We start from the raw sequence: 22,730 nt of genomic DNA on the forward strand, positions 1-22,730 counted from the left end.
CGCACACCGGAGCGGACGGAATCGGAGCTCGACCCCGCCCTGCCGTGCCTTCCGCCCGAACCGCAACACCGTCGCACGCCATCGGAGAGCAACAGCGTGCGCCATCACATCAGTGGAAGCTCCGCCGTCGGGTGGTCCGGAGTTCAGGATGGGGTGACGGCGAGGACACGGTTGAGCGCGCTGTCGGCGCGGCTGGTGAGTTCGTCCCACGTGCCTTCCTCCGTGATGCGGCCGGCTTCGAGGACGGCGATGCGGTCGGCGCGGCGGATGGTGGCGGGGCGGTGGGCGATGACGATCGTGGTGCGGGCTTCCTTGCCGAGAGCGATGCCGAGTTGGGCGTCGCTGGCGTTGTCCAGGTGGGCGGTGGTCTCGTCGAGCACGAGGACTCTCGGCTCGGCCAGTAGCGCGCGGGCGAGAGCTATGCGGGCGCGCTGGCCGCCGGAAAGGGTGGAGCCGCGTTCGCCGACGCGTGCGTACATGAGGGCGATTTGGTCGACGCCGCACAGCCGGGCCGTTTCGGCGAGGAGGTCGTCGTCCGCGTCGGGTGCGGCGAGGCGCAGGTTGTCGGCGAGGGTGCCGTGGAAGAGGGGGGTGTCCTGGCCCACCACGGCGACGGCTCGTCGGAGTTCGGCGTCGCTCACGTCACGCACGTCGACCGGATCGCCGTCGCCGGTCACCAGGTGGACCGCGCCCTCTGTCGGGTCCCAGAAGCGGGCCAGCAGGTGGGCGCAGGTCGACTTGCCGGCCCCCGAGGCGCCGACCAGTGCGAGGGTCTGCCCTGCGCGGACCGTCAGCTCGACTCCGTCCAGTACGGGTTGACCGCCGTAGTCGAAGCTCACCTGGTGCAGCCGGACGCCCAGCGGGCCGGAGGGGAGCGGGCGGGGTGAGGACGGCGGCGGGGCGAGAGCGGGGGCCTTCAGGGCCGCGTCGACCCGGGCGGCTGCGGCGCGCAGTCCCACTGCCTGGCTCAGTGCCCTGGCCGACTCGGCGACGGGGCCCAGCACCGACAGGGCCAGCGCCATCGCCGCCGGGGCCCACGCGCCGTGCAGCCGCCCCGCAGTCACGGACTGCGCCACGGCAGCCACCACACCCAGGACCGCGAGCACGATGAGGAGGTCGCGGACCGCGGCGGCCATGGCCTCCCAGGTGGCCTCGGCGCGTTGGGCCTCGCCCACCTGCCGGCCCTGGTCGGCGAGACGGCGGCGCCGCTCGGCCAGCCGACCGAAGGCAAGCAGCTCACGCAGCCCGTCGACGGTCTCCACGGTGTCGGCCGACAGTTTCGCGGCGGCCGCCCGGGTGCGGGCCCCACGCGCCGCACGTCCGCGCGCGTCGGCGAAGGGCGCCACGGCGAGCAGCGCGGCGACCGGCAGCACGGCCGCCAGCAGCCATGGCTCCACCGTGGCCAGAACAGCGGATCCGCCGGTGAATACCACCCCTGATGCGAGGAGTTGGGCGGTGGTGTGGGCGTAGAAGAACTCCAGTGCCTCGACGTCGGCCATGGCGGTGGCGGCGAGGTCCCCGCTGCGCCGGCCGGCGACACGGGCGGGCGCGCTGCGGGCGAGCCCGTCGAAGACGCGCACGCGCAGTTCGGCCAGCACCCGGTAGGCCAGGTCGTGACTGAGGTCCATCTCGCGCCAGGTCATCAGGGCGCGGACGAGGACGAGGACGAGGAGCGCGCCGACCGTACGCGCCGAGGGAGCGCGGTCCTCGATGACGGCGGTTCCGACGGTGTGCGCGGCCAGCGTCAGCAACGTGACGAGCGAGCCCTGTTCGACGAGTGCGGCGGCACAGGTGCGGGCCACCATGATCCGGTGCCCGGCGAGGGCCGGGAGCAGGGCGCGCAGTGAGCCGCGCGCGGGCACGTCGGCGGTACCGCGGTCGGTCGTGGTGATGCTGCTCATGCGGCGAGCCCTCCCTGGTGAGCGTGGCCCGCCTTGACGAGTTCCGCGTAGACGCCCCCGGCTTCGACGAGGGTGGTGTGCTCGCCGACGGCGTCCACGCGTCCGCCGTCGAGGACGACGATGCGGTCGGCGTGCCGGACGGCGGCGAGCCGGTGGGCGACCACCAGGACGGTCCGGCCGCCTGCGGCGTCCATCAGTTCACGGACGATGTCCGCCTCACGGCGTTCGTCGACCGCGCTGGTGGCCTCGTCGAGGACGAGCACCGGGGCGTCGGCCAGCAGGGCTCGGGCAAGGGCGAGCCGCTGCCGCTGACCACCGGACAGGGTGGCGCCCCGCTCGCCGAGGACGGTGGCGTAGCCGTCAGGGAGGGCGGCGATCTCGTCGTGGATGCCGGCCGTCCGCGTCGCGCGTATCAGGTCGTCGTCCGTCGCGTCCGGCCGGGCCAGGCGCAGGTTGTCGGCGATGGTGGCGTGGAAGAGGTACGTCTCCTGGGAGACGACGGCGACGCCCCGTCGCAGCGAGTCGAGCGCGTACGTGGTCACGTCGCGCCCGTCGAGGGTGATCCGGCCGCCTTGCGGGTCGTGGTGGCGCAGGAGCAGGGCGAGGAGCGTGGACTTGCCGGCGCCGGACGGGCCGACGATCGCGGTCGTACGTCCCGCCTCGGCGGTGAAGGTGACGTCGCGGAGCGCGGGCGTCTCGGCGCCGTCGTAGGTGAACCCGACGTCCATGAAACGCAGTTCGGGCGGGCCTGACCAGTGTGCCGGTGCCGTTTCCGTGTCGGGGACGGCGGGTTCGGCGGTGCGCAGCGCCGCGAGCCCGTCGGCGGCCGACACGCCCAGGTACCCGGCGTGCCATTCGCGGGCCAGGTCACGGACCGGCCCGAAGCACTCGGAGGCGAGGAGCAGCACCAGGTAGGTGCCGGTCGCCGTGGTTGATCCGGTGACGGCCGACCAGCAGGCGAGGAGCGCGGCGGCTGCGGTGCCGCCCTGGATGGCCAGGTCGGTGATGCCGGTGTCGACGAGGGACACGCGCAGTTTCGCGACGGTCGCCCGGTGCAGCGCCGCCGACCGCTTCTCCAGTCGCTCCCGGGTGCGCCCGACGGCGCCGGCGGCCCGCAGGGCGGGCATGCCCTGCAGGGCTTCGAGGTAGTCGGCGCCCAGTTCCTCGTAGGTGTCCCAGTGTTCCTTGCCGCGCTGGGCCAGCAGCCGGTCCCAGGCGCGCGGCCCGATGAGGGCGAGCAGCAGGGCGGGGACGAGGGCGAGGAGGGCGGCCGGTTCGATGACTGCCAAGGCTGCGAGCAGCAGGGGTGGCACGGTGAGGGTGATCAGGAGCTGGGGCAGGTAGCGGGAGACGTAGGCGTCGACGCCCTCCACGCCGTCGACGAGGGTGGTGCGGACGGCCCCGGCGCGTGCGGTGGTCAGGTGGGCGGGCCCCAATCGTCCGAGGTGGGCGAGGAGTTCGTCCCGCAGAGCCACCCTGACCCTTGCCCCGGCGCGGGTGGCGGTGCGCCGTTGCCAGTTGCCGAGTCCGGCGCGGGCGGCGACGACGCCGAGCACCGCGCCGAGGAGCAGCGGGAGCCGGTCCGTGTCCCCGCGGGCCAGGTCGGCGAGGGCGACGGCCAGTAGTACGGCCTGCGCGAGGTGGGTGAGGGTGACGGCCGCCTGTAGGAGGGTGGCCGCGAGCAGGGGGCGCCGTGCGTGCCGTGCGGCGCGGAGCAGCTCGGGGTGGACGATCACGAGGTCTTCTCCTGGTCGGAGTGGGTGGTGCCGAGGGCCAGGCCGTGGACGATCCAGTCCCGTCCCGGTGCGGCGCCGAGCGCGGCACCCAGGTCCGCCTGCTGCCAGGAGCCGACGGGGCGGGCGGCCAACCCGTGTCGTACGGCGGCCAGGTGGGCGAGGTGGACGGCGAAGCCGGCCCGTAGGTGCGCTCGGCGGATCCGCGGGGCGTCGGCGTCCGCCGGGCACCCGTACGCGAGCAGTACGGCGCCCGCGTCCGCGATCCATGCCTGGCCGGCGGCCCATACGGCGAGCGTCGGCCGGGCCTCCCCCGCTGCGAGCCGCCGCAGTGTGCCGCCGGGGGCCAACTCGACAAGTTCGGGCTGCGGTTCGCCGACGGCCGCGCACCAGGCGAGCTCACCGGCGCTCGCCTGGACGACAGTGGCGAACACCGCACGCAGAACGTCCCGGGGCGGGGTGCCTGTGAGCGGTGGCGGGGCGCTGCGGCGGGCCAGCAGCTCGCGGGGAGCGGGCACGTCCATGGGCGGGTGTGCCCCCTGGGACTGAGAAACCCGGCCTCCCTGCTCAGGCAGGGCGAAGTGCAGGGTGGCCAGAGGGTGTTCGGTCAGCCCGTCCAAGCGGAGTACAGGCTCTTCGATGCCCAATGCGCGAGCCGCGAGCCACAGCGCCGCGGCGACGTGCCCGGTGTCCAGCAGCATCAGCGGCCAGGCGCGGTGGCCGTAGTGGGAGACCGTGCGCTGCGGGGTGACGGACAGTTCGACGGTTGCCCCGGGCAGCGTGCCGTCGGGTTCCCGGCCCAGGCGGTGCACGCGGTGGCGCAGCGGGTCGTAGCCGTAGCGTCCGGGCGGCAGCGGGCAGCCGGTGCCCACGACGAGTTCGGCGTCCACCGGGTGCAGCGCGCCCGCGGAAGGGGCGGGCCGCAACCGCCCGGAGCCGTCAGAGGCCGCAAGGGAGGGACCGAGCAGGGTCCGCAGGTCCAGCTCACCGGGACCGGCATCCGGGATGAGGCACGGCGACCCCGGCCAGACACGGACGGCGGGACCGGCGGGTGTGTCGGGGCCGGGCTCCTCCAGAGTGCGGGCGCGGGCGAGCGCGGTGACGAGGTCCACCGGACAGTACTCATCTGCGTGCCCCACGGCGCGTGCTTCATCCAGGTGTTCCACGGGGCGGGCCTCCGAGGCGGGTTTCACGGGATCGGCCCTCACATGTGCGGCGGAGGAGCCAGCGTGAAGTCCTCCGGTCCGCTCGGTGCGGTCGTGCGCCAGCCGCGGGCGACGGCGGCGTCGGCGAGTCGGGGGCAGCCGAAGTAGCCGAAGGCGGCGGGGGCGTTGGGGAGGAGCCCGGAGACGAGGACCCGGGCGACGCGCAGGGACGTCTCGGCCACGTCCTCGGTGGTGAGGTCGAACGTCATGATGCGGTGGCCGCCCTTGTGGAGGGCCCGTTCCAGCCGGTCCCGGCTGCCGGGCTCGACCGCGTCGATGGAGACGGTCCCGTGCGCGGGGTCGGTGAACCGCCGGGCTTCGGGCGCCATCCGCTCGTCCAGCCACACCTGGACGTGCGCGCCCAGGTCCCGTACGTGCTCGAACTGTTCGCCGCACACGTCGAGATAGCGGCCGTCGGCGCGGTGGTCCAGGTACAGTCCGCGGGCGAGCAGCCCGGCCTCGACGGCCTGGAACACCCAGCCGTCGGGGTCGGTGAGACCTTGGGTGAAGACCCAGGTGTGGACGGCTTCGAGGACGGCCTTGCGGGCGGCCTCGGCCGGGTCGTACTTGCAGGCGAACCCGGCGGCGTACAGGCCGAGCCGGGGGTCGTGGACGAGCGCGGCCATGCAGGGGGCGAACTCCGAGGGCATCTCGACGAGATGGACGTCGAGCGCGGATCCGGCGAGGTCGTCGGCGAGGCCGGGCACGCCGGCCGGGTCGATGCCGCGGGTCGGGCCGTCGAGGTGCCACCACAGTTCGAGCGCGTCGCGTTCGACGATCTCCAGCAGGCCGCGCTCGACGGCGTCGTCGAGGCCCTGCCCGGTGGCGATCCCGGCGTAGTTGAGGTGGTGGGTGCGCGGCAGCGAACGCAGCTCGCCCTGGCGCCAGTTGAGGTGGGTGAGCGCGACGGGCGCCCAGACCTCGGCGGTGCCGCCGCCGTGCAGCCGTTCCGTGCCGCGCGTCCACAGTGACGGCGTGTCGGCGGTGAGGGGGCGGTAGGGGAACTTCTCCCGGGCGTACTGCCAGTCGGCGTAGGCCGGCAGTTCGTCCGGGCCGTACAGCCGCAGGCCCTTCTCGGCCAGGTCGGTGGCCGTGGCGCGCAGGGGGGCGTCGGGGTGGCCGGGCGGCGGCACGCGGTTGCCACAATACCGCTCGATCCCCTCCGCTATGGCGGCTGTTCGGGCACCCTCGAGGTCACCGAAGGTGGTGCCGAGCGACACCCGGTCGGCGGGCCACAGACCGAGCCGGCGGGCGTCGGCGATCTCCGCGGTGAGCGCGGTGTAGCGGGGCGGTGCGCCCGCAGGATGTTCGACGGGCTTGACCGCGCGGACGATACCGCAGACGGGGTCGACGAGAGTTTCCAGTGGCAGCGCCGTCATCGCAGGATCTCCTCTGCGGGGTCGGTGGGGGTGGGACGGGACAGGAGCACGGGCAGCCGGAGAGCCACGCTCCCGGCGTCGACCTCGCGCCGGGAGCGGAGCAGCCGGCTGGCGGTGACCGGGTCGTCGCCTGTGTGAGGGTTGCGGGCGTGGGCCGGGAAGTGGTGCCCGGCGATCTCCAGGCGGAACCGGGTGCCCGCGGGCAGTCGCCGCGCGAGCCGGCCAAGTCCTACGGTGAACTCGGCTTCCCTTCCTGGTGGTTCCTCGCGTCGGACGACGCCAACACAGAGCCGCTGGGCCACCCCTGCCGTCGTGATGGCGACGAGCCGGACGGCCCAGTCGGCGGACGGAGAGTCGGCGGTGGCCCGCAGCCGCACCTCGACGGGGCCGACCACGTCCAGCGGACGCGGCAGTGGCGGGGTGACCAGCAGACAGCGGTCGGGATGACCGTCCGTGGGGACGGCCAAGTCCTCGGAGGACACAGGGCGTTCGGGATCGGCCGTGAAGGAGGAGCCGTGCAGCAGCCGTACGTTCTGCGTGCGCGGCTCTCCTTCGGTGTCGGCGGGTATCCACAGGAGGCTGCCGCCCAGGCCCACCGCTCCACGGTGCCCGGGGCCGAGGTCCCCGGCGAGGGCGCGGCGGGCCCAGCGCACGTAGAGCTCGCCGAGGCTCACCCGATGCGCGGGCTCCGCATCGGGGCCGGGTTCGGCGACGAGGCCGTGCCCCCAGGGGCCCAGCAGCAGCCGCGCCGACGGACCGCCCCAGCGACGCCACAGCGCGACGGTGTCCTCGGTGAAGTGGTCGTGGTGGCCGCCCACCGCAAGCAGGGGCATCCCGGCGTGCTCCGCCGCCGAGAGGAGCCGGCCGCTTTCGCGGTGCCGCCACAGGCCTGGCCAGGAGGGCAGGCTCCGGCCGAGCCGCTCGGGGAGGCCGGTCAGCGGCAGATGGGTGAGCAGACCGGGGTCCGCGGCGAGGGCCTTGCCCAGGGCGCTCTCGTCGGAGTCCGGCCGGTCGCCGTGGGCGGCCCACCATCCGGCGCGGGCCAGCAGCCGTTCCACGCCGGAGGGTTCGCGGGCCGTCTCGGCGGGGCCCAGGGCGGGCACGGCGGCGATGACGGCGTCGGGCCGGGCGTCCGTGGGTGCGTCGAGCGCGAGGGCGAGGGCGCAGTGGGCGGCGTAGGAGGCGCCGACGGCGACCAATTGCCCGTTACTCCAGGGCTGTCGGCGGATCCAGCGGGCAGTCGCCGCTCCGTCGGCGGCCTCGTTCTCGTACGGGTGCCACTCCCCCGGCGACGCGTGCCGGCCCCGTACGTCCTGGACCAGCGCGGCGAACCCGCGGTGGGCCCAGCCGCGCAGCTCGGCGCGGTGCCGTCTGCGGTCGTAGGGCGTGCGGATGAGGACGGCCGGGACGGGGCCGTCGCCGTCCGGGAGATGGACGTCGGTGGCGAGTCCCTCGACAGCCACGGTGAACGGCGTCATCCGGCCTTCTTCGGTATCTGGGCGACGTCGGGCACGGGCAGCACGGGGTGCTCGGTGACGGTCAGCGTGCGCAGGTCGACGCACCGGAGCCGGCGTCGCGCGGGCAGGTCGCCGGTGTCGGGCTCACCGGTGGCCCACCGACTCAGGTCGTCGGCGAGCAGGGCGGCCAGCAGCCCCGCAGCGGGGGCGGTGAGGTGAACGGGCGCGCCGGACGTACGGGGCCCGCTCCAGTAGGCGGCCAGCTCCCGATGTGCGGGGGTGGCGGCGAGCCGGCGGGCCCGGACGTGTGCCGAGGTGACGTCGCCGGGAGTGGCGGCGAGGGGCTCGACGTACGCCTGCCAGCCCTCGCGGTGGCAGCGCAGCCAGGCGATGCCGCGGTCGGGCAGCCGGTCGGCGGCGTCCCACAGCCCGTCGGGCACGGGCCCGTCGAGGCACCACACGATGGCGGCGGGTTCGTCGGCGGACAGATCGTCAGCCGTGCCGTCGGGGGCCGGCGTTGTGGGCTCGGCGCCCAGCGCGCGCAGGAGCGCGGCCAGTGGTCCGGTCAGTACCGGGTCGCCCAGCAGCCGGATGTCCCGTCGATCGGCGGGCCATCGCGGACGCCGCGGTCCGTCCGCCAGGTACCCGGCGCTCTCGAAGGCCCGGACGATGCGGTCGAGTTCGTCGTCCGGCTCGCCTGCGGCCGTACCGGAGAGGCGGGAGAGCAGGGCGTCCTCCTCCGCGTCCCCTGTCCTGACGCTGAGGAACTCCCCTTCGGCCGTACGGACGGCGAGACCCCGGCCGGGTACGGCGACGACCTCGACACCGGGGGCAAGCTGGCTGCGGGACACGTCGATCCTCCTGGGGGAAGGGCCTGGAACGGCGTGGGCCCGCCCGCAAGGTGACGGGCGGGCCCACGGTGGAGGGAGCTGGACCCTCGCTTACTCCTCGGTGTCCTCGAAGGGGTTCTCGACGAGCGCGTTGGAGTGGGAGGCCGAGGCGTGGGCCAGCTGGCCCTGGTCGGCGATCGGGGTGAAGATCTGCTCGTTGTCCATGAACTCTCCTTGTTCGTCAGGGGAGACACGGCGGTCGGGTGAGCGCCGTCGTCGCCGACTCTAATGAATATGATTTTCATATTCCAGGGCTGGGAGAGGGTGATCTGGGTAACACACGGGCCAGCCTCCTTCGGGGTCCTGGCCGACCCGGCCGGCCACCCGGAGAACGTCCGCCAGCAGCCCGGGTGTGACGACCTCCTTGGGCGTCCCGTCGGCCACCACGCGGCCGTCGCGCAGGGCGACGATCCGCTCGGCGAACCGGGCGGCGTGGGCCAGGTCGTGCAGCACCATCACGACGGTGAGGCCGCGTTCCTCGCGCAGGCGGACCACGGTCTGCAGCACGTCGAGCTGGTGGTGCAGGTCCAGGTAGGTGGTCGGCTCGTCCAGCAGCAGGACGCGGGTGTCCTGGGCGAGCGCCATCGCGAGCCGTACCCGTTGCCGCTCGCCCCCGGACAGCGCGTCGACGTCACGCTCGGCCCACTGCTCCACGCCGACGTCCCGCAGTGCGCGGCGTACGACGGGGTCGTCGCCCTCGCGCAGCATGCCGAGCGGGCCGCGCGCCGCGTATCGTCCCTGGCGGACGAGGTGACGCACCGTCATACCGGGCACGGCCGGGGCCGCCTGGTGCAGCAGTGCGACCCGTCGTGCGGTGGCGCGCCGGGACAGCCGGGCGAGGTCGTCCCCGCCGAGCAGCACGCGCCCCTCGTCCGGCCGTAGCAGCCCGGCTGCCAGCCGCAACAGGGTCGACTTCCCACAGCCGTTGAGGCCGATGAGGGCGGTCAGCTCACCCGGCTCGACGGTCATGTCGACGCCCCGCAACACGGGTTGTCCGGGGTAGCCGAAGTGGATCCCCTCGACGCGGATCCCCACGGACTCGGTCATGCTCTGTCCTTAAGTCGACATCAGAACGTACGGCTCGGCGCGCGGCGCACGACGACCAGCAGCAGCGCGGCCCCAAGGCAGGCGGTGAGCGCCCCGACCGGCAGCGTGAGCCGACCGGAGTCCAGCACGTCCGCCAGCAGCCGCGAGGACAGCTGTGCCGCCGCGTCCGCCCCGCACACCACGGCCGCGCCCACCAGGGCGGCGCCGGGCAGGGTCACCCGCAGGTCGGCGCCGAAGACGGCCACGGCGAGGTGCGGTACGAGCAGCCCGACGAACCCCAGCGCCCCTACGGCGGCCACCGCGCCCGCCGTCAGCGCCACCGCGCACAGCAGGGCGAGGGTCCGGGCCCGCCGTACGGAGAGCCCTGCGGCGAGGGCGAGTTCGTCCCCGCAGCGCAGCAGGGTCAGCGGCCCGGTCAGCAGCCACGCTGCCACTCCCCAGGCCAGCGCCCACGGCCACAGCAAGTGCCAGTGCTGCCACACCCGGCCCTCCGTCGTGCCGACGAGCCACTGCACGACGCTGCCGAGCTCGCCCGGATCGACGAGCAGCACCATGGCCGTGAGGCCGCCGAGCACCGCCGACACCAGCACCCCGTGCACGGCCGTCTGCGCAGGGTCGCTCCGGCCCCGCCCGGCGAGCAGCCACAGCAGCGCGGCCCCGGCACAGCCGCCCACACACGCGGCGACGACCACGGCGAGGGGCGATTCCCACCCCGCGAGTCCAAGGCTGGTCGCGACGACGGCCCCGAGCACCGCCCCCGGCGTCACACCCGTCACCTCGGGCCCGGCCAGCGGGTTGCGCAGCGCCGACTGCAGGACCAGACCCGCCACGCCGAGGCACGCCCCCGCACCGAGGGCCACCAGCAGCCGGGGCAGCCGGAGCTGGAGCAGGATGTGCCGTTCCGTCATATCGCCGCCCCCGCCCAGGACGTCCCAGACCACGGACGGGGACATGCCCCGCCCGGCCACCAGCTCCACGCAGGCACATACAGCGACGAGAGCGGCGAGCACCGCGAAGCGCCGGCTCACCGGACCCCCTCCGTTCCTGTCGCCTCACCGTGTGAGGCGGAAGCTCCGGAAGAACCGTCGCTCCCCGGATCCTCTCGACTGACTCGCTCTCGAGTCCCTGTGGAGGGCTCCTCCTCCGAAGGGCCGGAGGGCACGGCTTCGGCAGCCTGCGGCGAGCCGGCGACAACGGACCCCGCCGCTCGGCGCCGGGCTTCCGGGCCGCGTCCGCCCGACCGGAGCAGGGCGACCCCAGCGGGCACGCCGAGCAGGGCCGTCCAGGCACCGACCGGTGTCTCCACGGGCGCCAGCGCGAGCCGGGCCGGCACGTCGGCGACGGCCACGACGACGGCCCCCCAGGCCGCCGACCAGGGCAGCCAACGCACCGCACCCGCCGCGGGGTCGAACCACCGCGCCACGTGCGGCGCGAGGAACCCGACCCACGCCACCGGCCCGCACACGGCCGTCACGGGCGCGATCAGCACGACGGCGATGGCCAGCGCGGCCAGCCGGGCCCGCTGGGCTCGCACGCCCAGCGCCTCGGCGTCCTCGTCCCCCAGCCGCAGCACCGACAGCACCGGCGCGCACAGCACGAGCGCCGGCACCGCGACGAGCAGCCACGGCCACAGCCCGGTGACGTCGTCCCAGGTACGGGCGGAGAGGGAACCGAGCAGGTACCGGTAGATCAGCTGGAGGTCGAGCTGGTCGGCCATCACCATCAGCACGAGCAGCGCGGCCTGCAGGGCAGCAGCGACCGCGGCCCCGGTGAGCAGCACGGCGGACGGGCTGCGCCCCAACCCGGCGGCGAGCAGCGTGAGTCCCCCGCCGAGCGCGGCCCCGCCGACGGCCAGCAGGGGCTGGACAGCGGCGGGCAGAGACACCGCCAGTACCAGCGGCGCGGCCACCCCGAGCGCCGCCCCGGACGACACACCCAGCATCTCGGGGACGGCCAGGGGGTTGCGCAGCGCCTCCTGGAGCACGAGCCCCGCCGCACCCAGACAGGCCCCGGCGATCAGCGCCAGCAGCAGCCGGGGCACGCGGAGCTCGGTGACGACGATCCCGGCGAGTGTGCTGTCCGCGTCCAGCAGCGCTCCGGGCAGTCGGTGCAGCGGGACGTAGGGGGTGCCCAGGCTCAGGGCGCAGGCCGACGCGGCGACCAACAAGACGGCCACGACGGGCAGTTGCCACGCTCCTGAGAGGCGCACCGACCGCCGTTCGCCCGATGCGGTGTCATCTGGCGTGATGTGCGTCGCGGTGGGCGCGCTCACCGCAGGGCGGCCGTGGCCTCATCGAGGATGATGCCCAGCGAACGGGTACCGCGCCCCTTGGCCCACACCTCGGAGTTCACCTCGTGGACGTCCCCGTTCTTCACGGCCGGGATCTTGCTCCACAGGGGGTTCTTCGCCAGCTTCTCCGACAGCTTGCCGTCCGCCTCGCCGAAGCTCAAAGTCTCGACGAATAGCACGTCGACGTCCGCCGCGAGGATCTCTTCGAGGCTGTAGCTCCCCTGCACGCCACGGGACTTCCAGGGGTAGTCGGCGAGCTTCGGGAACAGGCTGGCGCCCACGTCCGTCTCCGGGGTGGCGACGCCGAAGTTCTCGTCACTGCCGTAGATGATGAGCGCGGTCTTGTCGCTCCTGGCCTTCTCGGCCTCGGCGAGCTTGGTGCGGAAGGTCTTCTCGGCCTTCTCGCCCTCGCCGGTGCGCCCGGTGAGCGCGGCGACATCGCGCAGGTAACCCACGCTGTCCTCCCACGTCTCAGGCTGCATGGGCCAGAAGGTGGTGGCGTCCTTCAGCGCCGGGGCGAGCTTGCCGTGGGTGTCCTCCAGGCCGATCACGAGGTCAGGCTTGTGGGAGAGGATCGCCTCCACCTCGGGCGCGATGAACCCGCCGGGGATGACGTCGACCTCCTTCGCCTTCCCCTCCCCCAGGAAGTCGGGGTGGGCGAGGAGCGCGCTGTTGGTGGCCGTGGGGACGATGCCCAGCTCGGTCAGGATGTCGTCGCAGAGCGCGAACAGGCAGACGATGCGCTCGGGCTCCTTCCCCAGGGAGACCTTGGCACCGTTCGTGTCGGTCAACTCCCGTGTCGCCTTGATGGGTTCGACGGTGACGTCCGTCTTCGTGCCGGCCGCGGCGGCCTTCTCGCTCGCCGGTTCGGTGGACGAGCCGCACCCGACCAGCACCGAACCCACCAGGGCTGCGGTGATCCAGCTTCGGACGAATCTCGACGGTGAGCGCAGCATCGATGCCCTCGCTTCTTCTCAGGGACCCCGGAACGCCCCGAAGATACATGATAATCGTTTTCAATATCACCCTGTTTTGCCTGGAGGCATCGATGACCGCCGCCCCTGCCCTGCTGCTTGTCTCCGACCACGTCGCCGGATCCGTTCACGCACTGACCGTGCCGGACGGCACCGAGACGGGCCGCCTCACCGACCGTCACCTCTCCGAGCACGCCGGGTTCCTGGCGTTGCCGGGCGGGCGAGCGGCCTGCGTCGACGACCGCAGGGGCGAGCTGCTGGTACTCGACCCCTTCGGCGACGAACTGGTGGAAACCGCGATCCCGGTCGCCGCGCCGGCCGAGCACCTCGCGTGCGATCCGTCCGGCCGGTGGGTCACCGTCACAACCGGCCTGGGCGAGAACGCCGAGCCGTGGTCGGACCTGCTGACGGTCGTCGACCTCACCACGGGCGGCGCGGCCCGGGTCCGCACGCGCGTCGGCGAACCGGGTGTGACGGTCCTGGGCCACGGCGATCCGCTGGTCGTACTGCGACACCGGAAGCCCGGCGCACTGGCCGTCCACCGGTTCGCCGAACTCCTCGGGGCACCGCCCGGCTGCCCTCCGGTCAGGCCCCACGCCCACCTTTCACTGCCGGACGACGGACATGGCGACGCCCAAGACCCGTACTCCGGCCACGTGTTCGCAGCCACGGGTGAGGGAGTGCACCGGGCGGGCCGGGAGGGCGACGCACTCGTGCCGGAGAAAGCGATCCCCTGGGGTTCGCCTGCCCGCGGGTGGTACCTGCGGCTCGATCCCCGGCGACGGGCGCTGTGGTCGACGCTGCGAGGCGGACCCGCGGACCCGCTGCGGTGGCCGGAGTGGACCAACCAGGCATGGCGTCACGACCTGGAGACGAACCGCACGACTTTGACCGAACTCGGCCCCGGCCTGGTCTTCCGGCTGGCCCTCGCCCGACACCACACCGCCTTCACCCGCATCCACCCGGACGGCGACGAACTGATCCTCCTGGACGCCGACGACACCGCCCGCCACGTCCCCCTGCCCGCCATGGACGGCGCACCCCGCCGCGGCGGCACCCCCTGGGAGGGCGTCCAACGCCGTGCGGTGGCCGCCTCACCGGGGGCGGACTGGATAGCCGTCACCCGCGGCGGCCACGGCGAAGTCCACGTCGTCGACGCCAGAACAGGCAGCGAAGCAGCCCGATTGATGCTGGACACACCCTTGGACCACGGCGGCCACGCGATGCTGCGCACCCAGACCGACGGCGCCGAAGGCGATCCCGTGGGCCGTTGACAGCCGGGCGCCACACCTCGCGGCCGGCACGGAGCAGACGGCCTCGACCCGCAGCTCGATCGCGTCGGGCAGGTCGAAGTCGAACCAACATGCCCGGCCGTTGTCGACACGCGACCCACCGGTCGAACAGGCTCGTGCGCAGGCGGGTGCCGAGCTCCACCACGGTGCCGGTGGGATGGGTGGCGAGGAAGCCCGGACGGTGCCGACCGGGCTGGGCAGGTTGTCGAAGCGAGTGAAAGCGAGTGAAGTCGTAGGCGATCAACGTCGCGATCTCCTCGACCCGAGGGTCGCGCAGGGCGGCGTCCTGCTTGCGGTTCTCGACCACCCGGACGCGCCGGACGATGATCACCTCATCGGTGACCGACGGGACCTGGACGGAGACTGTGGCCGCGCAGGCCGAGGGCCCGTACTTCTTCGCCGCCGATGCCGTTCTGCCCTTCCTGAAGGAGCGACACAGACGTACGGCACGCCGTGGACCTTCTCGCGGACCGCTTCCCCGGCTCCCTGCTCGCCCTGGAAACCGCCGGCCCAGGAATCATCGACACCCAGGACCAGCACAACGCGCTCAGCAAGGTCGACGCCCGCATGCGGTGGACCTGCGCCGACCCGGCCGAGATCACCTCATGGCACGCCGGGACACAACTGCTCGCCTCCCACACCCTCACCAGCCTGCCCCCGAAGACGCACGCCGAACTCCCCACTCACTACCAGGAGATGCTCGCGGACCTCGCCACACAGCAGCTCGCACAAGTCGAGGAGTATCGGCTCAACCTGGTCCGGCTGCCCTGACAAGCCCCTGAGCCAGCCGCCGTATCGACGTCGAGGGCCGTCAGTTGAGGTGGGCTACGTGCTGCGGCGCGGGGTCCGCTCGCAGCCGGTCGGGCAGCGTGCCGTCATCCGGCATGCCCAACCGCAGCCACACCCCGACCGCCTCGGCATCGGCCTCGGTGACAAGCGGACCGAGGCGCACGACGGCCGCGCTGGGCCTGCGGTCTGCCGTGCACGGCTGCACGACGGCGTACAGCCCGCGCCGCCGACGGCAGTGCAGGACCTTCTCCAGACACCCGGCGGAGACCATGACCCCGTGGCGGCAGCCCCGGACCGCCTGACGCAACCCGTCCAGCACCCGATCGACGGGGGTATCACAGGAAGCGCAGACCACGAGGGTAAAGGGACGCTCACGACGGCCGCGCCCGACGTCACTCATGTCCGCATCCTCCCGAGAGTTATCGAAAATGGTTCCCATTTTTACACTACAGGCATGGCGGCTCGGAGTCAGCGGAGCGCGACGAGATCAGCCTGTCACCGCACTGCCAGATCGGGCCGACCTGCCCGGAGCCCCCCTCAGCAGGTGTGCGTGCGGCCCAGGCCAGGCGGGCACCCCTGTCAGTTCCGCCGCCTGCAGGCGGCGTCCGCGTTCGGCTGGGAGGCTGGACAGTCCGGAGCCCTCGAGATGGCCGCCCACCAGGCGGACCAGTCGTCCTAATGGTCAGCCGGACTCAGCAGCGGTCCGTGCGGTTCCCCACTGCCGGGTCCGGTAGCTGCCCACCAGTCGGCAGGCCACATAGATCATGAACGAGGTGGTGGTGACGTAGGGGCTGATGGGAATGCTGCCGCCCAGTGCCAGCAGGATCCCGCCCTCGATGGAGGCCACCGCGAAGAACACGCTAAGCACGGGCAGCAGCACCGGTGAGGCCGCGATCCGGGCCGCGGCGGCCGCCGGGGTGACGACGAGGGTGAGGACCAGCAGCCGACGATCTGCACGGACAGCGCGACAGCCAGCCCCAGCACGATCATGAAGGCGAACGACAGAGCACGGACCAGCGATTTCGCCCGTAACGCCCACAGCACACATAATGCGCACGAATAAAACCGCAGGTCAGGAGCCCTTAGCGACCGGTTCAAGGATCGCGACACACTCCACATGATGAGTCATCGGGAACAGATCAAGGCCTCGTCCACGTCGCGGCACGCAGGAACTGAGCAGTCATCCGACCACGTACGGCGGCGAGGCATCCACTCGCGATCGATCCGAGCGGCAGAGAGTGAAGAGAGCTCCGCCGCGGAATCAGACAGTCCCAAGCTGTCTCCCTTGGCGCCCGGCCAAGGGAAACGCGCTGGCCACGGCAGGCAGGGCGCGCGTGGTGATCGCATGTGGTCGCACGAGACTGGAGGTGTCGGCTCTTCCTCCGCCTCCGGGAGGCGATCTTCATGCGCACCACCGCCGACCGCGGCCGCATCTACCGACGGTGCGGATGCCGCGACAGCCACCGCCGCCAGCTCGGAGCACACTGCCCCCGCCTGCTCGCCGACGGTCACCACGGGACGTGGACCTTCGCGGTCGACGTTCCCGCCCCGGACCGCCACCGGGCCACCGTCCGGAGAGGCGGCTTCACCAGCCACGACGTTGCGGAGGTCGCATTGCCAAAGTTCCTGGAGGGCGAGGCCGGCGGGTTCAACGCTGACCCAAACCAGACCGTCGCCGACTACCTGAACACCTGGCTGGTGGCCAAGGCGCTGGTGCTCAAGCCGACAACCATGGCCCGCTACCGCGACTACGTGCACAACGATCTCGTCCCCGCCTTCGGCAGCCTGAAGCTGGACGAGCTTAGGCACCGGCACATCAGCGCCTTCGTCACCAGCCAGCTCACCGCCGGCCGCGGCCGCACCACCCTCTACCGGTGCCTGGCCACGCTCTCCAGCGCGCTGGGAGACGCCGTCCGCCAGCAGCGCCTCGCCCACAACCCCGCCAGCCCACCGGCCCTGCGTCGACCGCCTTCGCCAGAGCGCCGAATCTGGACCGACGAGGAAGCGGTCCGCTTCCTCCAGTACTGCCACAAGACCGACCCGGACATGGCCGACTTGTTCGAGTTCCTCATCGGCACCGGCCTGCGCAAGGGCGAGGCCCTCGGCCTGCACTGGGACGACGTCCACCTCACCGAAGGTGTGTTGTATGTGCGGTGCACGCTCTCCGCCATCGACAACAACCATCTTGTGATCACCGCGCCCAAGACCCGCTCCAGCAAGAACTGTGGCCATCTCACCCCGCGTCGCCGCCGCCCTCCAGCACCGAGCCCACAGCAGCTCCCGCACCCACAGCTGCCCAGGCGATCCGTTCGCCGGACTCGTCTTCTGCCGACCCGACGGCCGGCCGCTGCGGCCCAGCGTCATTCTGGACCGGCTCCGGCAACTGTCCGACGAAGCGGGTGTTCCCCGGGTGACGGTGCACGACCTGCGGCACCTGGCCGCCACCCTCACCATCACCGCCGGCGTCCCCCTGACGGTGGTCTCCAAGACCCTGCGCCACTCCACCCTGTCGACCACGGCCAACATCTACAGCCACCTCACCCGGCAGGCCGCCCGCGAAGCCGTCGACACCATCGAGCGCACCCTCGCCCGGGCCGAACAGAGAGCCGACCGGCAGGCCCGGTTGAGGCGACCGCGACCACCACGCGACCACATCCAACGGCTGCGCGAGGCCCTCCACCGGCTCCGCTCCCCTGGCCCACCGGGCTTCTCCGCCACCGCGAGCTTTCCCCAGATCCGGCCTGCGACCACATTGCGACCACCAGCCCACCGGGAACGCGAAAGGCCGCCCTCCCGTAAACGAGAGAACGGCCTCCGACCTGCATCAAAGCTGGTCGGGACGACAGGATTTGAACCTGCGACCCCTTGACCCCCAGTCAAGTGCGCTACCAAGCTGCGCCACGTCCCGGTGCGCTGTCTCGCGGTGATCCGCGTGAGCGCGCGAGACAGAACTTTACCGCACGTCGGGGACGGCGCCGAAAGGGGATGGGGCGGGGCAGAATCGAGGTATGGGCACTACATCTTCGGGAGGACCGGTCGGGGCGCGGGATCGGGATCGTGAGGGGCGGGCACGCAATGCCCGGCCGCGGGACGGGCTCGGGCGGCCGTTGCCGTACGGCGCAGAAGGGGTGGCGCGGCAGCCGGAGGGGGTCGTGCGCAGGCCGGAGCAGACCGTGGCCGAGGCGCAGGAGCTGCTGGATGGGGGGAAGCCGTTCCACGCGCACGAGGTCTTCGAGGACGCCTGGAAATCGGGTCCCGCGTCGGAGCGCGCGCTGTGGCGGGGGCTGGCCCAGCTCGCCGTCGGGCTCACCCACGCGGCCCGCGGGAACCTCACGGGCGGGGTCCGGCTGCTGCGGCGTGGGGCCGGGGCCGTCGAGGAGTGGGCGTCGGCCTCCGGGGAGCCGCGGCCGTACGGGATGGATCTCACCGGAGTCGCGGCCTGGGCGCGGCGGTTGGCGGGCGACGTGGAGCGGGACGGGGTGGCCGTCGACGCGGGGGCGCGGGCGCCTCGGCTGCGCGGGGGCTCGTAGGAGGTGCCGCATGCGTTGTCAGTGGCGTGCGGCAGACTCAGGGGCGTGCGAAAGATTCATGTCATCGGTATCGGCGCTGGCGACCCCGACCAGCTGACCCTGCAGGCGGTCAAAGCCCTGCGGAGCACGGACGTGTTCTTCGTCCTGGACAAGGGCGAGGTGAAGTCCGATCTGGTCCAGCTCCGCCGGGACATACTCGACGCACATGTGCCCGAGGGGACGTATCGCGTGGTGGCGGCGCGCGACCCGGAGCGGGACCGGTCGGCGGGCGGGTCGGCGTACTCCCCCGCCGTCGGTGACTGGCGCAGCGCCCGCGCCGACATCTACGAGCGGATGATCGTCGAGGACCTGGGCGAGGACGAGAGCGGCGCGTTCCTGGTGTGGGGCGACCCCGCCCTGTACGACAGCACGCTCGGGATTCTCGAGGAGGTGCTGGAGCGGGGCGCGGTGGCCTTCGAGTACGACGTCGTGCCGGGCATCAGCAGCGTCTCGGCGCTCGTCGCGCGGCACCGGACGGGGCTGAACCGGGTGGCGCGGCCTGTGCAGATCACCACCGGGAGGCGGCTCGCCGAGGGTTTCCCGGACGGCGTGGACGACGTGGTCGTGATGCTCGACGCCCACCAGGCCTTCCGGCAGTACGCCGACCAGGACATGGACATCTACTGGGGCGCCTACATCGGCACACCCGACGAGATCCTCGCCTCCGGCCCGATCGCCGAGGCTGCCCCCCGCATCGAGCGGCTCCGTGCCGAGGCCAGGGAGCGCAAGGGCTGGATCATGGACACGTATCTGCTGCGGCGCCGGAAGCCGAACGAGTCGTAGGGCGAACGGTGATCGGCAAACGCCGAGCGGCGGCCTGACCGATCGGCCCGCGGAACCAGAACGAGAAGCAGAATCAGAACTGGAGCACAGCGCGCTGAGAAGGCGTGGCCCCCCACGCCATCGACCGTCTCCGGACCTCCGTCACCCCCCGCCGAGACCCAACCGCTCCAAAACCCCCACCACATCGGGCACCGCGGCCACCCCCCGCGGCAACGCCGGGCGTCGTACGACCACGACCGGCAGGGCGAGTTCGCGGGCGGCCGTGAGTTTCGCCGCGGTGGCCTGGCCGCCGCTGTCCTTGGTGACGAGGACGTCGATGCGGTGGGCGTGCAGCAGGGCTTTCTCGTCGGGGACCGTGAACGGGCCGCGGGACAGCAGGACTTCGGTGTCCGGGGGCATGGGCGGCTCGGGCGGGTCCACCGACCGTACGACGAAGTGCAGGTCGGTGAGGTGGGCGAAGGCGGCCAGGCCGAGTCGGCCGGTGGTGAGGAAGACGCGGTGGCCGAGTCGGGGCAGCAGGTCGGCCGCCGCGTCCAGCGAGGTGACCGGGTGCCAGCGGTCCTCGGGTCCCTGCTGCCAGCCGGGGCGGCGCAGGACGAGCAGCGGCAGCCCGGTCGCCGTTGCCGCCTCCGCCGCGTTCGCCGTGATCGACTCGGCGAACGGGTGCGTGGCGTCGACGAGGGCGTCCACGTGGTGTGCGCGCAGCCAGTCGGCAAGGCCGGCCGCGCCGCCGAAACCCCCGATGCGTACGTCCCCTTCGACCGCCCCCGGCTTCGACACCCGCCCCGCGAGCGACGTGGTGACGCGGACGCCGGGCCGTGCCGCCAGGTCGGCGGCCAGGCGGCGGGCCTCGGTCGTACCACCGAGGACGAGGATGTGCGGGGACACGGGGCGAGCGTACGGCCGAGGCCGCGGTTCCCCGTAACTCCCCTCGCAACTCCCCTTCCTGTGCGAGCTTGTGCGAACACTATGAACAGAACCGACCGGACCGTTCTCCTGCTCCCTTCCCCTTCCTAGCATCTCGGCGCACGGCGCGACGATGCGCCGGCTAGGACAAGGAGCCGTGCCTTGTACAGGTCGAGAACGTGCAACCGCTGGTCCTGTGTATGGGCGGGACTCACCGCCTGTCTGGCGCTGGTCGCCGCCGGCACGCTCACCGCGGCCCCGTCCGCCCAGGCGGGCCCGCCCCGGCCGACCTCCGTCGCCTGCCCGGCCGACCTCGCCGACCGGGCGCGTTGCTACACCGGCCAGGACGCCCAAGGCGCCTACTACGCCATCGCCGTCCCCGACGACTGGAACGGCTCGCTCGTCGTCCACTCCCACGGCGGCCCGGACCTCGACACCGGCTCCGACCCCGCCCGCAGCCTCGACGACCTGGGCCGCTGGTCGGTGCTGGTCGACGAGGGGTACGCGTGGGCGGGGTCGTCGTACCGCCGCGGCGGTTACGGCACCCGGATGGCCGCCGCCGACACCGAGAACGTACGGCGGCTGTTCGTCGAGGAGTTCGGCGAGCCGCGGCGGACGTATGTGCATGGCCAGTCGTGGGGCGGGAACGTCGCCGCCAAGGTGGTGGAGACATACGGCACCCGGCGCGGGCCGTACGACGGTGCGCTGCTGACCAACGGCGTCCTCGCGGGCGGCTCCCGCGGCTACGACTACCGCGTCGACCTGCGCGTGGTCTACCAGTACTACTGCCGCAACCATCCGCGCCCGAGCGAACCCCCGTATCCGCTGTGGCAGGGGCTGCGCGCCGACTCGACCATGACGGCCGCGGGGCTGCGGGCGCGGTTGCAGGAGTGCACCGGCTACGCCTCCGCCCCGCCGGACCGGACCCCGGCGCAGCAGCGCAATCTCGACGACATCCTGGCCGTCACGAAGATCCCGGAGCGCACCCTGGAGTCGCATCTGCGGTTCGCGACCTTCACCTTCCGAGACATCGTGCACGAACGTCTCGGCGGCCGGAACCCGTTCGGCAACCAGGGGGTGCGGTACTCCGGGTCGCACGACGACGCGGCGCTGAACGCCGGAGTCGAGCGGTTCGGCGCCGACCCGTCCGCCGTACGCGATCTGTCGTACGACAGCGATCTCACCGGCAAGGTCACGATCCCCGTGCTGACGCTGCACGCGATCGACGACCCGACGGCGTTCGTCGAGCACGAGGCGGCGTACCGGGCGACGCTTCAGGGCGCCCACCGGGACCGCTATCTGGTGCAGACGTTCACACGGGAGCAGGAGCACAGCGCGCTGAGTGATGCCGAATACGTCAACTCCCTTGCGGCGCTGGACAGTTGGGTGCGTACAGGGCGGAAGCCGAGCCCGGAGTCGGTGTCGGCGGCGTGCGCCGCGTTCGACCGGACGTATGGCACCGGCTGTTTCTACGATCCGGACTTCCGCCCTTCGTCGTACGCCTCACGGGTCGAGCCCCGGCCCGGCGGGCTGCGCTGGCCCGCCATGACGGCCGCGCGGGAGAAGTCCTGGAGCAGGGTCGAGGGTGTCGGGATCGCTCCCTGAGGTGCGCCCGGTGGCTCGATCGCTATCGTCACGGACATGGCATCCGTACGCGCCGTGCTCATCGACATCGACGGAGTCCTCACCGTCTCCTGGCAGCCGCTGCCGGGCACGGTCGAGGCGCTGCGGGAGATCCGCGCGGCGGGTCTCCCGGTCGCGCTGGTCACCAATACGACGTCCAGGACCCGGGCGTCGATCGCGGGGACGCTGGCGGAGGCCGGATTTCCGGTGTCCGCCGACGACATCCTGACCGCGCCCGCGGTCACCGCCGCGTATCTCGCCGAGCACTGTCCGGGGGCCCGGTGCGCGCTGCTGAACAGCGGGGACATCCGGGAGGACCTCGGCGGTGTGGAGGTGCTGGACGAGGCGGACACGGACACCGTCCCGGATGTCGTCATCGTCGGCGGCGCCGGTCCCGAGTTCGGCTATGCGGCGCTGAACCGGGCCTTCGGGTACGTCCAGCGCGGGGCGCGGCTGGTCGCCATGCACCGCAATCTGTACTGGCGCACCGAGGGCGGGCTGCAGCTGGACACGGGGGCCTTTCTGGTCGGCCTGGAGAAGGCGGCGCGGGTCGAGGCCGAGGTGACCGGGAAGCCGTCGGCCGCGTTCTTCACGTCGGCGCTGGCAGGGCTGGGGGCGGGTGTGGACGAGGCGCTGATGATCGGCGACGACATCGAGTCCGACGTACTGGCGGCGCAGCGGGCCGGGCTCACGGGGGTGCTGGTGAAGACCGGCAAGTATCTGCCTCAGACGCACCGGGCGGCGAGTGGCGAGCCGGACCATGTGATCGACTCGTTCGCGGACCTTCCGGCGCTGCTGGGCGCTCCGCTGGAAGAACGGTGACAAATCCGCGGGCCGGTGGGGGCTGGTCGCGCAGTTGAGAGCGCCCCCAGGCGGGGGCGCGGGACAGGAC

20 protein-coding genes, 1 tRNA gene and 2 pseudogenes are annotated in these 22,730 nt (G+C 72.7%); 8 read left to right on the forward strand and 15 right to left on the reverse strand.

Features of this window, described 5'->3' with window-relative positions; translation table 11 throughout:
* Nucleotides 1-143: 143 nt before the first annotated feature.
* The 11 genes from AB0I98_RS42090 to AB0I98_RS42140 all read right to left on the reverse strand — a co-directional run bounded on the left by AB0I98_RS42090 (nt 144) and on the right by AB0I98_RS42140 (nt 12,858).
* On the reverse strand, nt 144-1,901 hold the full coding sequence (locus AB0I98_RS42090; protein ID WP_362951187.1) for an ABC transporter ATP-binding protein: 1,758 nt from the start codon (nt 1,899-1,901) through the stop codon (nt 144-146).
* The gene (locus AB0I98_RS42095; protein ID WP_362951188.1) at nt 1,898-3,637 is read right to left on the reverse strand and encodes an ATP-binding cassette domain-containing protein; all 1,740 of its coding nucleotides are present in this window, start codon (nt 3,635-3,637) and stop codon (nt 1,898-1,900) included. The genes AB0I98_RS42090 and AB0I98_RS42095 overlap by 4 nt, the downstream gene beginning before the upstream one ends.
* Nucleotides 3,634-4,773, reverse strand: coding sequence for a SagB/ThcOx family dehydrogenase (locus tag AB0I98_RS42100; protein WP_362951191.1), 1,140 nt, complete (start codon nt 4,771-4,773; stop codon nt 3,634-3,636). Before AB0I98_RS42100 ends, AB0I98_RS42095 begins: the two co-directional genes overlap by 4 nt.
* A 65-nt stretch (nt 4,774-4,838) precedes the next feature.
* Nucleotides 4,839-6,218, reverse strand: coding sequence for a YcaO-like family protein (locus tag AB0I98_RS42105; protein WP_362951192.1), 1,380 nt, complete (start codon nt 6,216-6,218; stop codon nt 4,839-4,841).
* Nucleotides 6,215-7,696 carry a CocE/NonD family hydrolase gene (locus AB0I98_RS42110; protein WP_362951194.1) on the reverse strand — a complete coding sequence of 494 codons (1,482 nt, stop codon included), beginning with the start codon at nt 7,694-7,696 and terminating at the stop codon, nt 6,215-6,217. Before AB0I98_RS42110 ends, AB0I98_RS42105 begins: the two co-directional genes overlap by 4 nt.
* Nucleotides 7,693-8,526, reverse strand: a complete 834-nt coding sequence (locus AB0I98_RS42115) for a hypothetical protein (RefSeq protein ID WP_362951197.1) — start codon at nt 8,524-8,526, stop codon at nt 7,693-7,695. The genes AB0I98_RS42110 and AB0I98_RS42115 overlap by 4 nt, the downstream gene beginning before the upstream one ends.
* A gap of 90 nt (nt 8,527-8,616) precedes the next feature.
* On the reverse strand, nt 8,617-8,730 hold the full coding sequence (gene amiA / locus AB0I98_RS42120; protein ID WP_246884701.1) for a streptamidine family RiPP: 114 nt from the start codon (nt 8,728-8,730) through the stop codon (nt 8,617-8,619).
* Between the two features lie 60 nt (nt 8,731-8,790).
* Nucleotides 8,791-9,612 carry an ABC transporter ATP-binding protein gene (locus tag AB0I98_RS42125; RefSeq protein WP_362951199.1) on the reverse strand — a complete coding sequence of 274 codons (822 nt, stop codon included), beginning with the start codon at nt 9,610-9,612 and terminating at the stop codon, nt 8,791-8,793.
* A 20-nt stretch (nt 9,613-9,632) separates the two neighbouring features.
* Nucleotides 9,633-10,640, reverse strand: a complete 1,008-nt coding sequence (locus tag AB0I98_RS42130) for an iron ABC transporter permease (protein WP_362951201.1) — start codon at nt 10,638-10,640, stop codon at nt 9,633-9,635.
* Nucleotides 10,637-11,788 (reverse strand): iron ABC transporter permease, encoded by a 1,152-nt coding sequence (locus AB0I98_RS42135; protein WP_362951203.1) that lies wholly within the window; start codon nt 11,786-11,788, stop codon nt 10,637-10,639. The genes AB0I98_RS42130 and AB0I98_RS42135 overlap by 4 nt, the downstream gene beginning before the upstream one ends.
* A gap of 92 nt (nt 11,789-11,880) precedes the next feature.
* On the reverse strand, nt 11,881-12,858 hold the full coding sequence (locus tag AB0I98_RS42140) for an ABC transporter substrate-binding protein (protein ID WP_362951205.1): 978 nt from the start codon (nt 12,856-12,858) through the stop codon (nt 11,881-11,883).
* Between the two features lie 92 nt (nt 12,859-12,950).
* On the opposite strand from AB0I98_RS42140, the gene AB0I98_RS42145 reads away from it, so the two are divergent.
* Complete coding sequence (locus AB0I98_RS42145) at nt 12,951-14,150, forward strand: hypothetical protein (RefSeq protein WP_362951207.1); 1,200 nt, start codon at nt 12,951-12,953, stop codon at nt 14,148-14,150.
* A gap of 471 nt (nt 14,151-14,621) precedes the next feature.
* Entirely contained in the window at nt 14,622-14,939 is a 318-nt protein-coding gene (locus AB0I98_RS42150; RefSeq protein ID WP_362951209.1) for a hypothetical protein, read from the forward strand.
* A 40-nt stretch (nt 14,940-14,979) separates the two neighbouring features.
* Here AB0I98_RS42150 and AB0I98_RS42155 read toward each other — a convergent pair whose 3' ends face one another.
* Both AB0I98_RS42155 and AB0I98_RS42160 read right to left on the reverse strand, forming a co-directional pair.
* Nucleotides 14,980-15,357, reverse strand: a complete 378-nt coding sequence (locus AB0I98_RS42155) for a hypothetical protein (protein WP_362951211.1) — start codon at nt 15,355-15,357, stop codon at nt 14,980-14,982.
* A 282-nt stretch (nt 15,358-15,639) separates the two neighbouring features.
* Nucleotides 15,640-15,983: pseudogene (locus AB0I98_RS42160) on the reverse strand (metal ABC transporter permease); the annotation flags it as partial.
* Between the two features lie 378 nt (nt 15,984-16,361).
* Between AB0I98_RS42160 and AB0I98_RS42165 the strand changes: the two are divergent.
* Both AB0I98_RS42165 and AB0I98_RS42170 read left to right on the forward strand, forming a co-directional pair.
* Nucleotides 16,362-17,051 (forward strand): annotated as a pseudogene (locus tag AB0I98_RS42165) (N-terminal phage integrase SAM-like domain-containing protein); the annotation flags it as partial.
* A gap of 130 nt (nt 17,052-17,181) precedes the next feature.
* The gene (locus tag AB0I98_RS42170; RefSeq protein WP_362951213.1) at nt 17,182-17,826 is read left to right on the forward strand and encodes a site-specific integrase; all 645 of its coding nucleotides are present in this window, start codon (nt 17,182-17,184) and stop codon (nt 17,824-17,826) included.
* On the opposite strand, the gene AB0I98_RS42175 is transcribed toward AB0I98_RS42170, so the two are convergent.
* A tRNA-Pro gene (locus tag AB0I98_RS42175) sits at nt 17,789-17,865 on the reverse strand. The genes AB0I98_RS42170 and AB0I98_RS42175 overlap by 38 nt on opposite strands.
* 100 nt (nt 17,866-17,965) lie before the next feature.
* Here AB0I98_RS42175 and AB0I98_RS42180 point away from each other — a divergent pair.
* The gene (locus AB0I98_RS42180; protein ID WP_362951215.1) at nt 17,966-18,487 is read left to right on the forward strand and encodes a DUF309 domain-containing protein; all 522 of its coding nucleotides are present in this window, start codon (nt 17,966-17,968) and stop codon (nt 18,485-18,487) included.
* A gap of 45 nt (nt 18,488-18,532) precedes the next feature.
* Entirely contained in the window at nt 18,533-19,309 is a 777-nt protein-coding gene (cobF, locus tag AB0I98_RS42185) for a precorrin-6A synthase (deacetylating) (RefSeq protein WP_362951217.1), read from the forward strand.
* Nucleotides 19,310-19,450: 141 nt separating this feature from the next.
* Here cobF and AB0I98_RS42190 read toward each other — a convergent pair whose 3' ends face one another.
* The gene (locus AB0I98_RS42190; protein WP_362951219.1) at nt 19,451-20,197 is read right to left on the reverse strand and encodes a cobalt-precorrin-6A reductase; all 747 of its coding nucleotides are present in this window, start codon (nt 20,195-20,197) and stop codon (nt 19,451-19,453) included.
* Nucleotides 20,198-20,377: 180 nt separating this feature from the next.
* Between AB0I98_RS42190 and AB0I98_RS42195 the strand changes: the two genes are divergently transcribed.
* Together AB0I98_RS42195 and AB0I98_RS42200 are read left to right on the forward strand one after the other, a co-directional pair.
* Nucleotides 20,378-21,820 carry a hypothetical protein gene (locus AB0I98_RS42195; protein ID WP_362951220.1) on the forward strand — a complete coding sequence of 481 codons (1,443 nt, stop codon included), beginning with the start codon at nt 20,378-20,380 and terminating at the stop codon, nt 21,818-21,820.
* Nucleotides 21,821-21,856: 36 nt separating this feature from the next.
* Nucleotides 21,857-22,660: an HAD-IIA family hydrolase gene (locus tag AB0I98_RS42200; protein WP_362951222.1), complete on the forward strand. Its 804-nt coding sequence runs from the start codon at nt 21,857-21,859 to the stop codon at nt 22,658-22,660.
* Nucleotides 22,661-22,730: the final 70 nt, after the last annotated feature.

The sequence above is a fragment of the Streptomyces sp. NPDC050211 genome (genome assembly GCF_040656035.1).
Classification (GTDB): Bacteria; Actinomycetota; Actinomycetes; order Streptomycetales; family Streptomycetaceae; genus Streptomyces.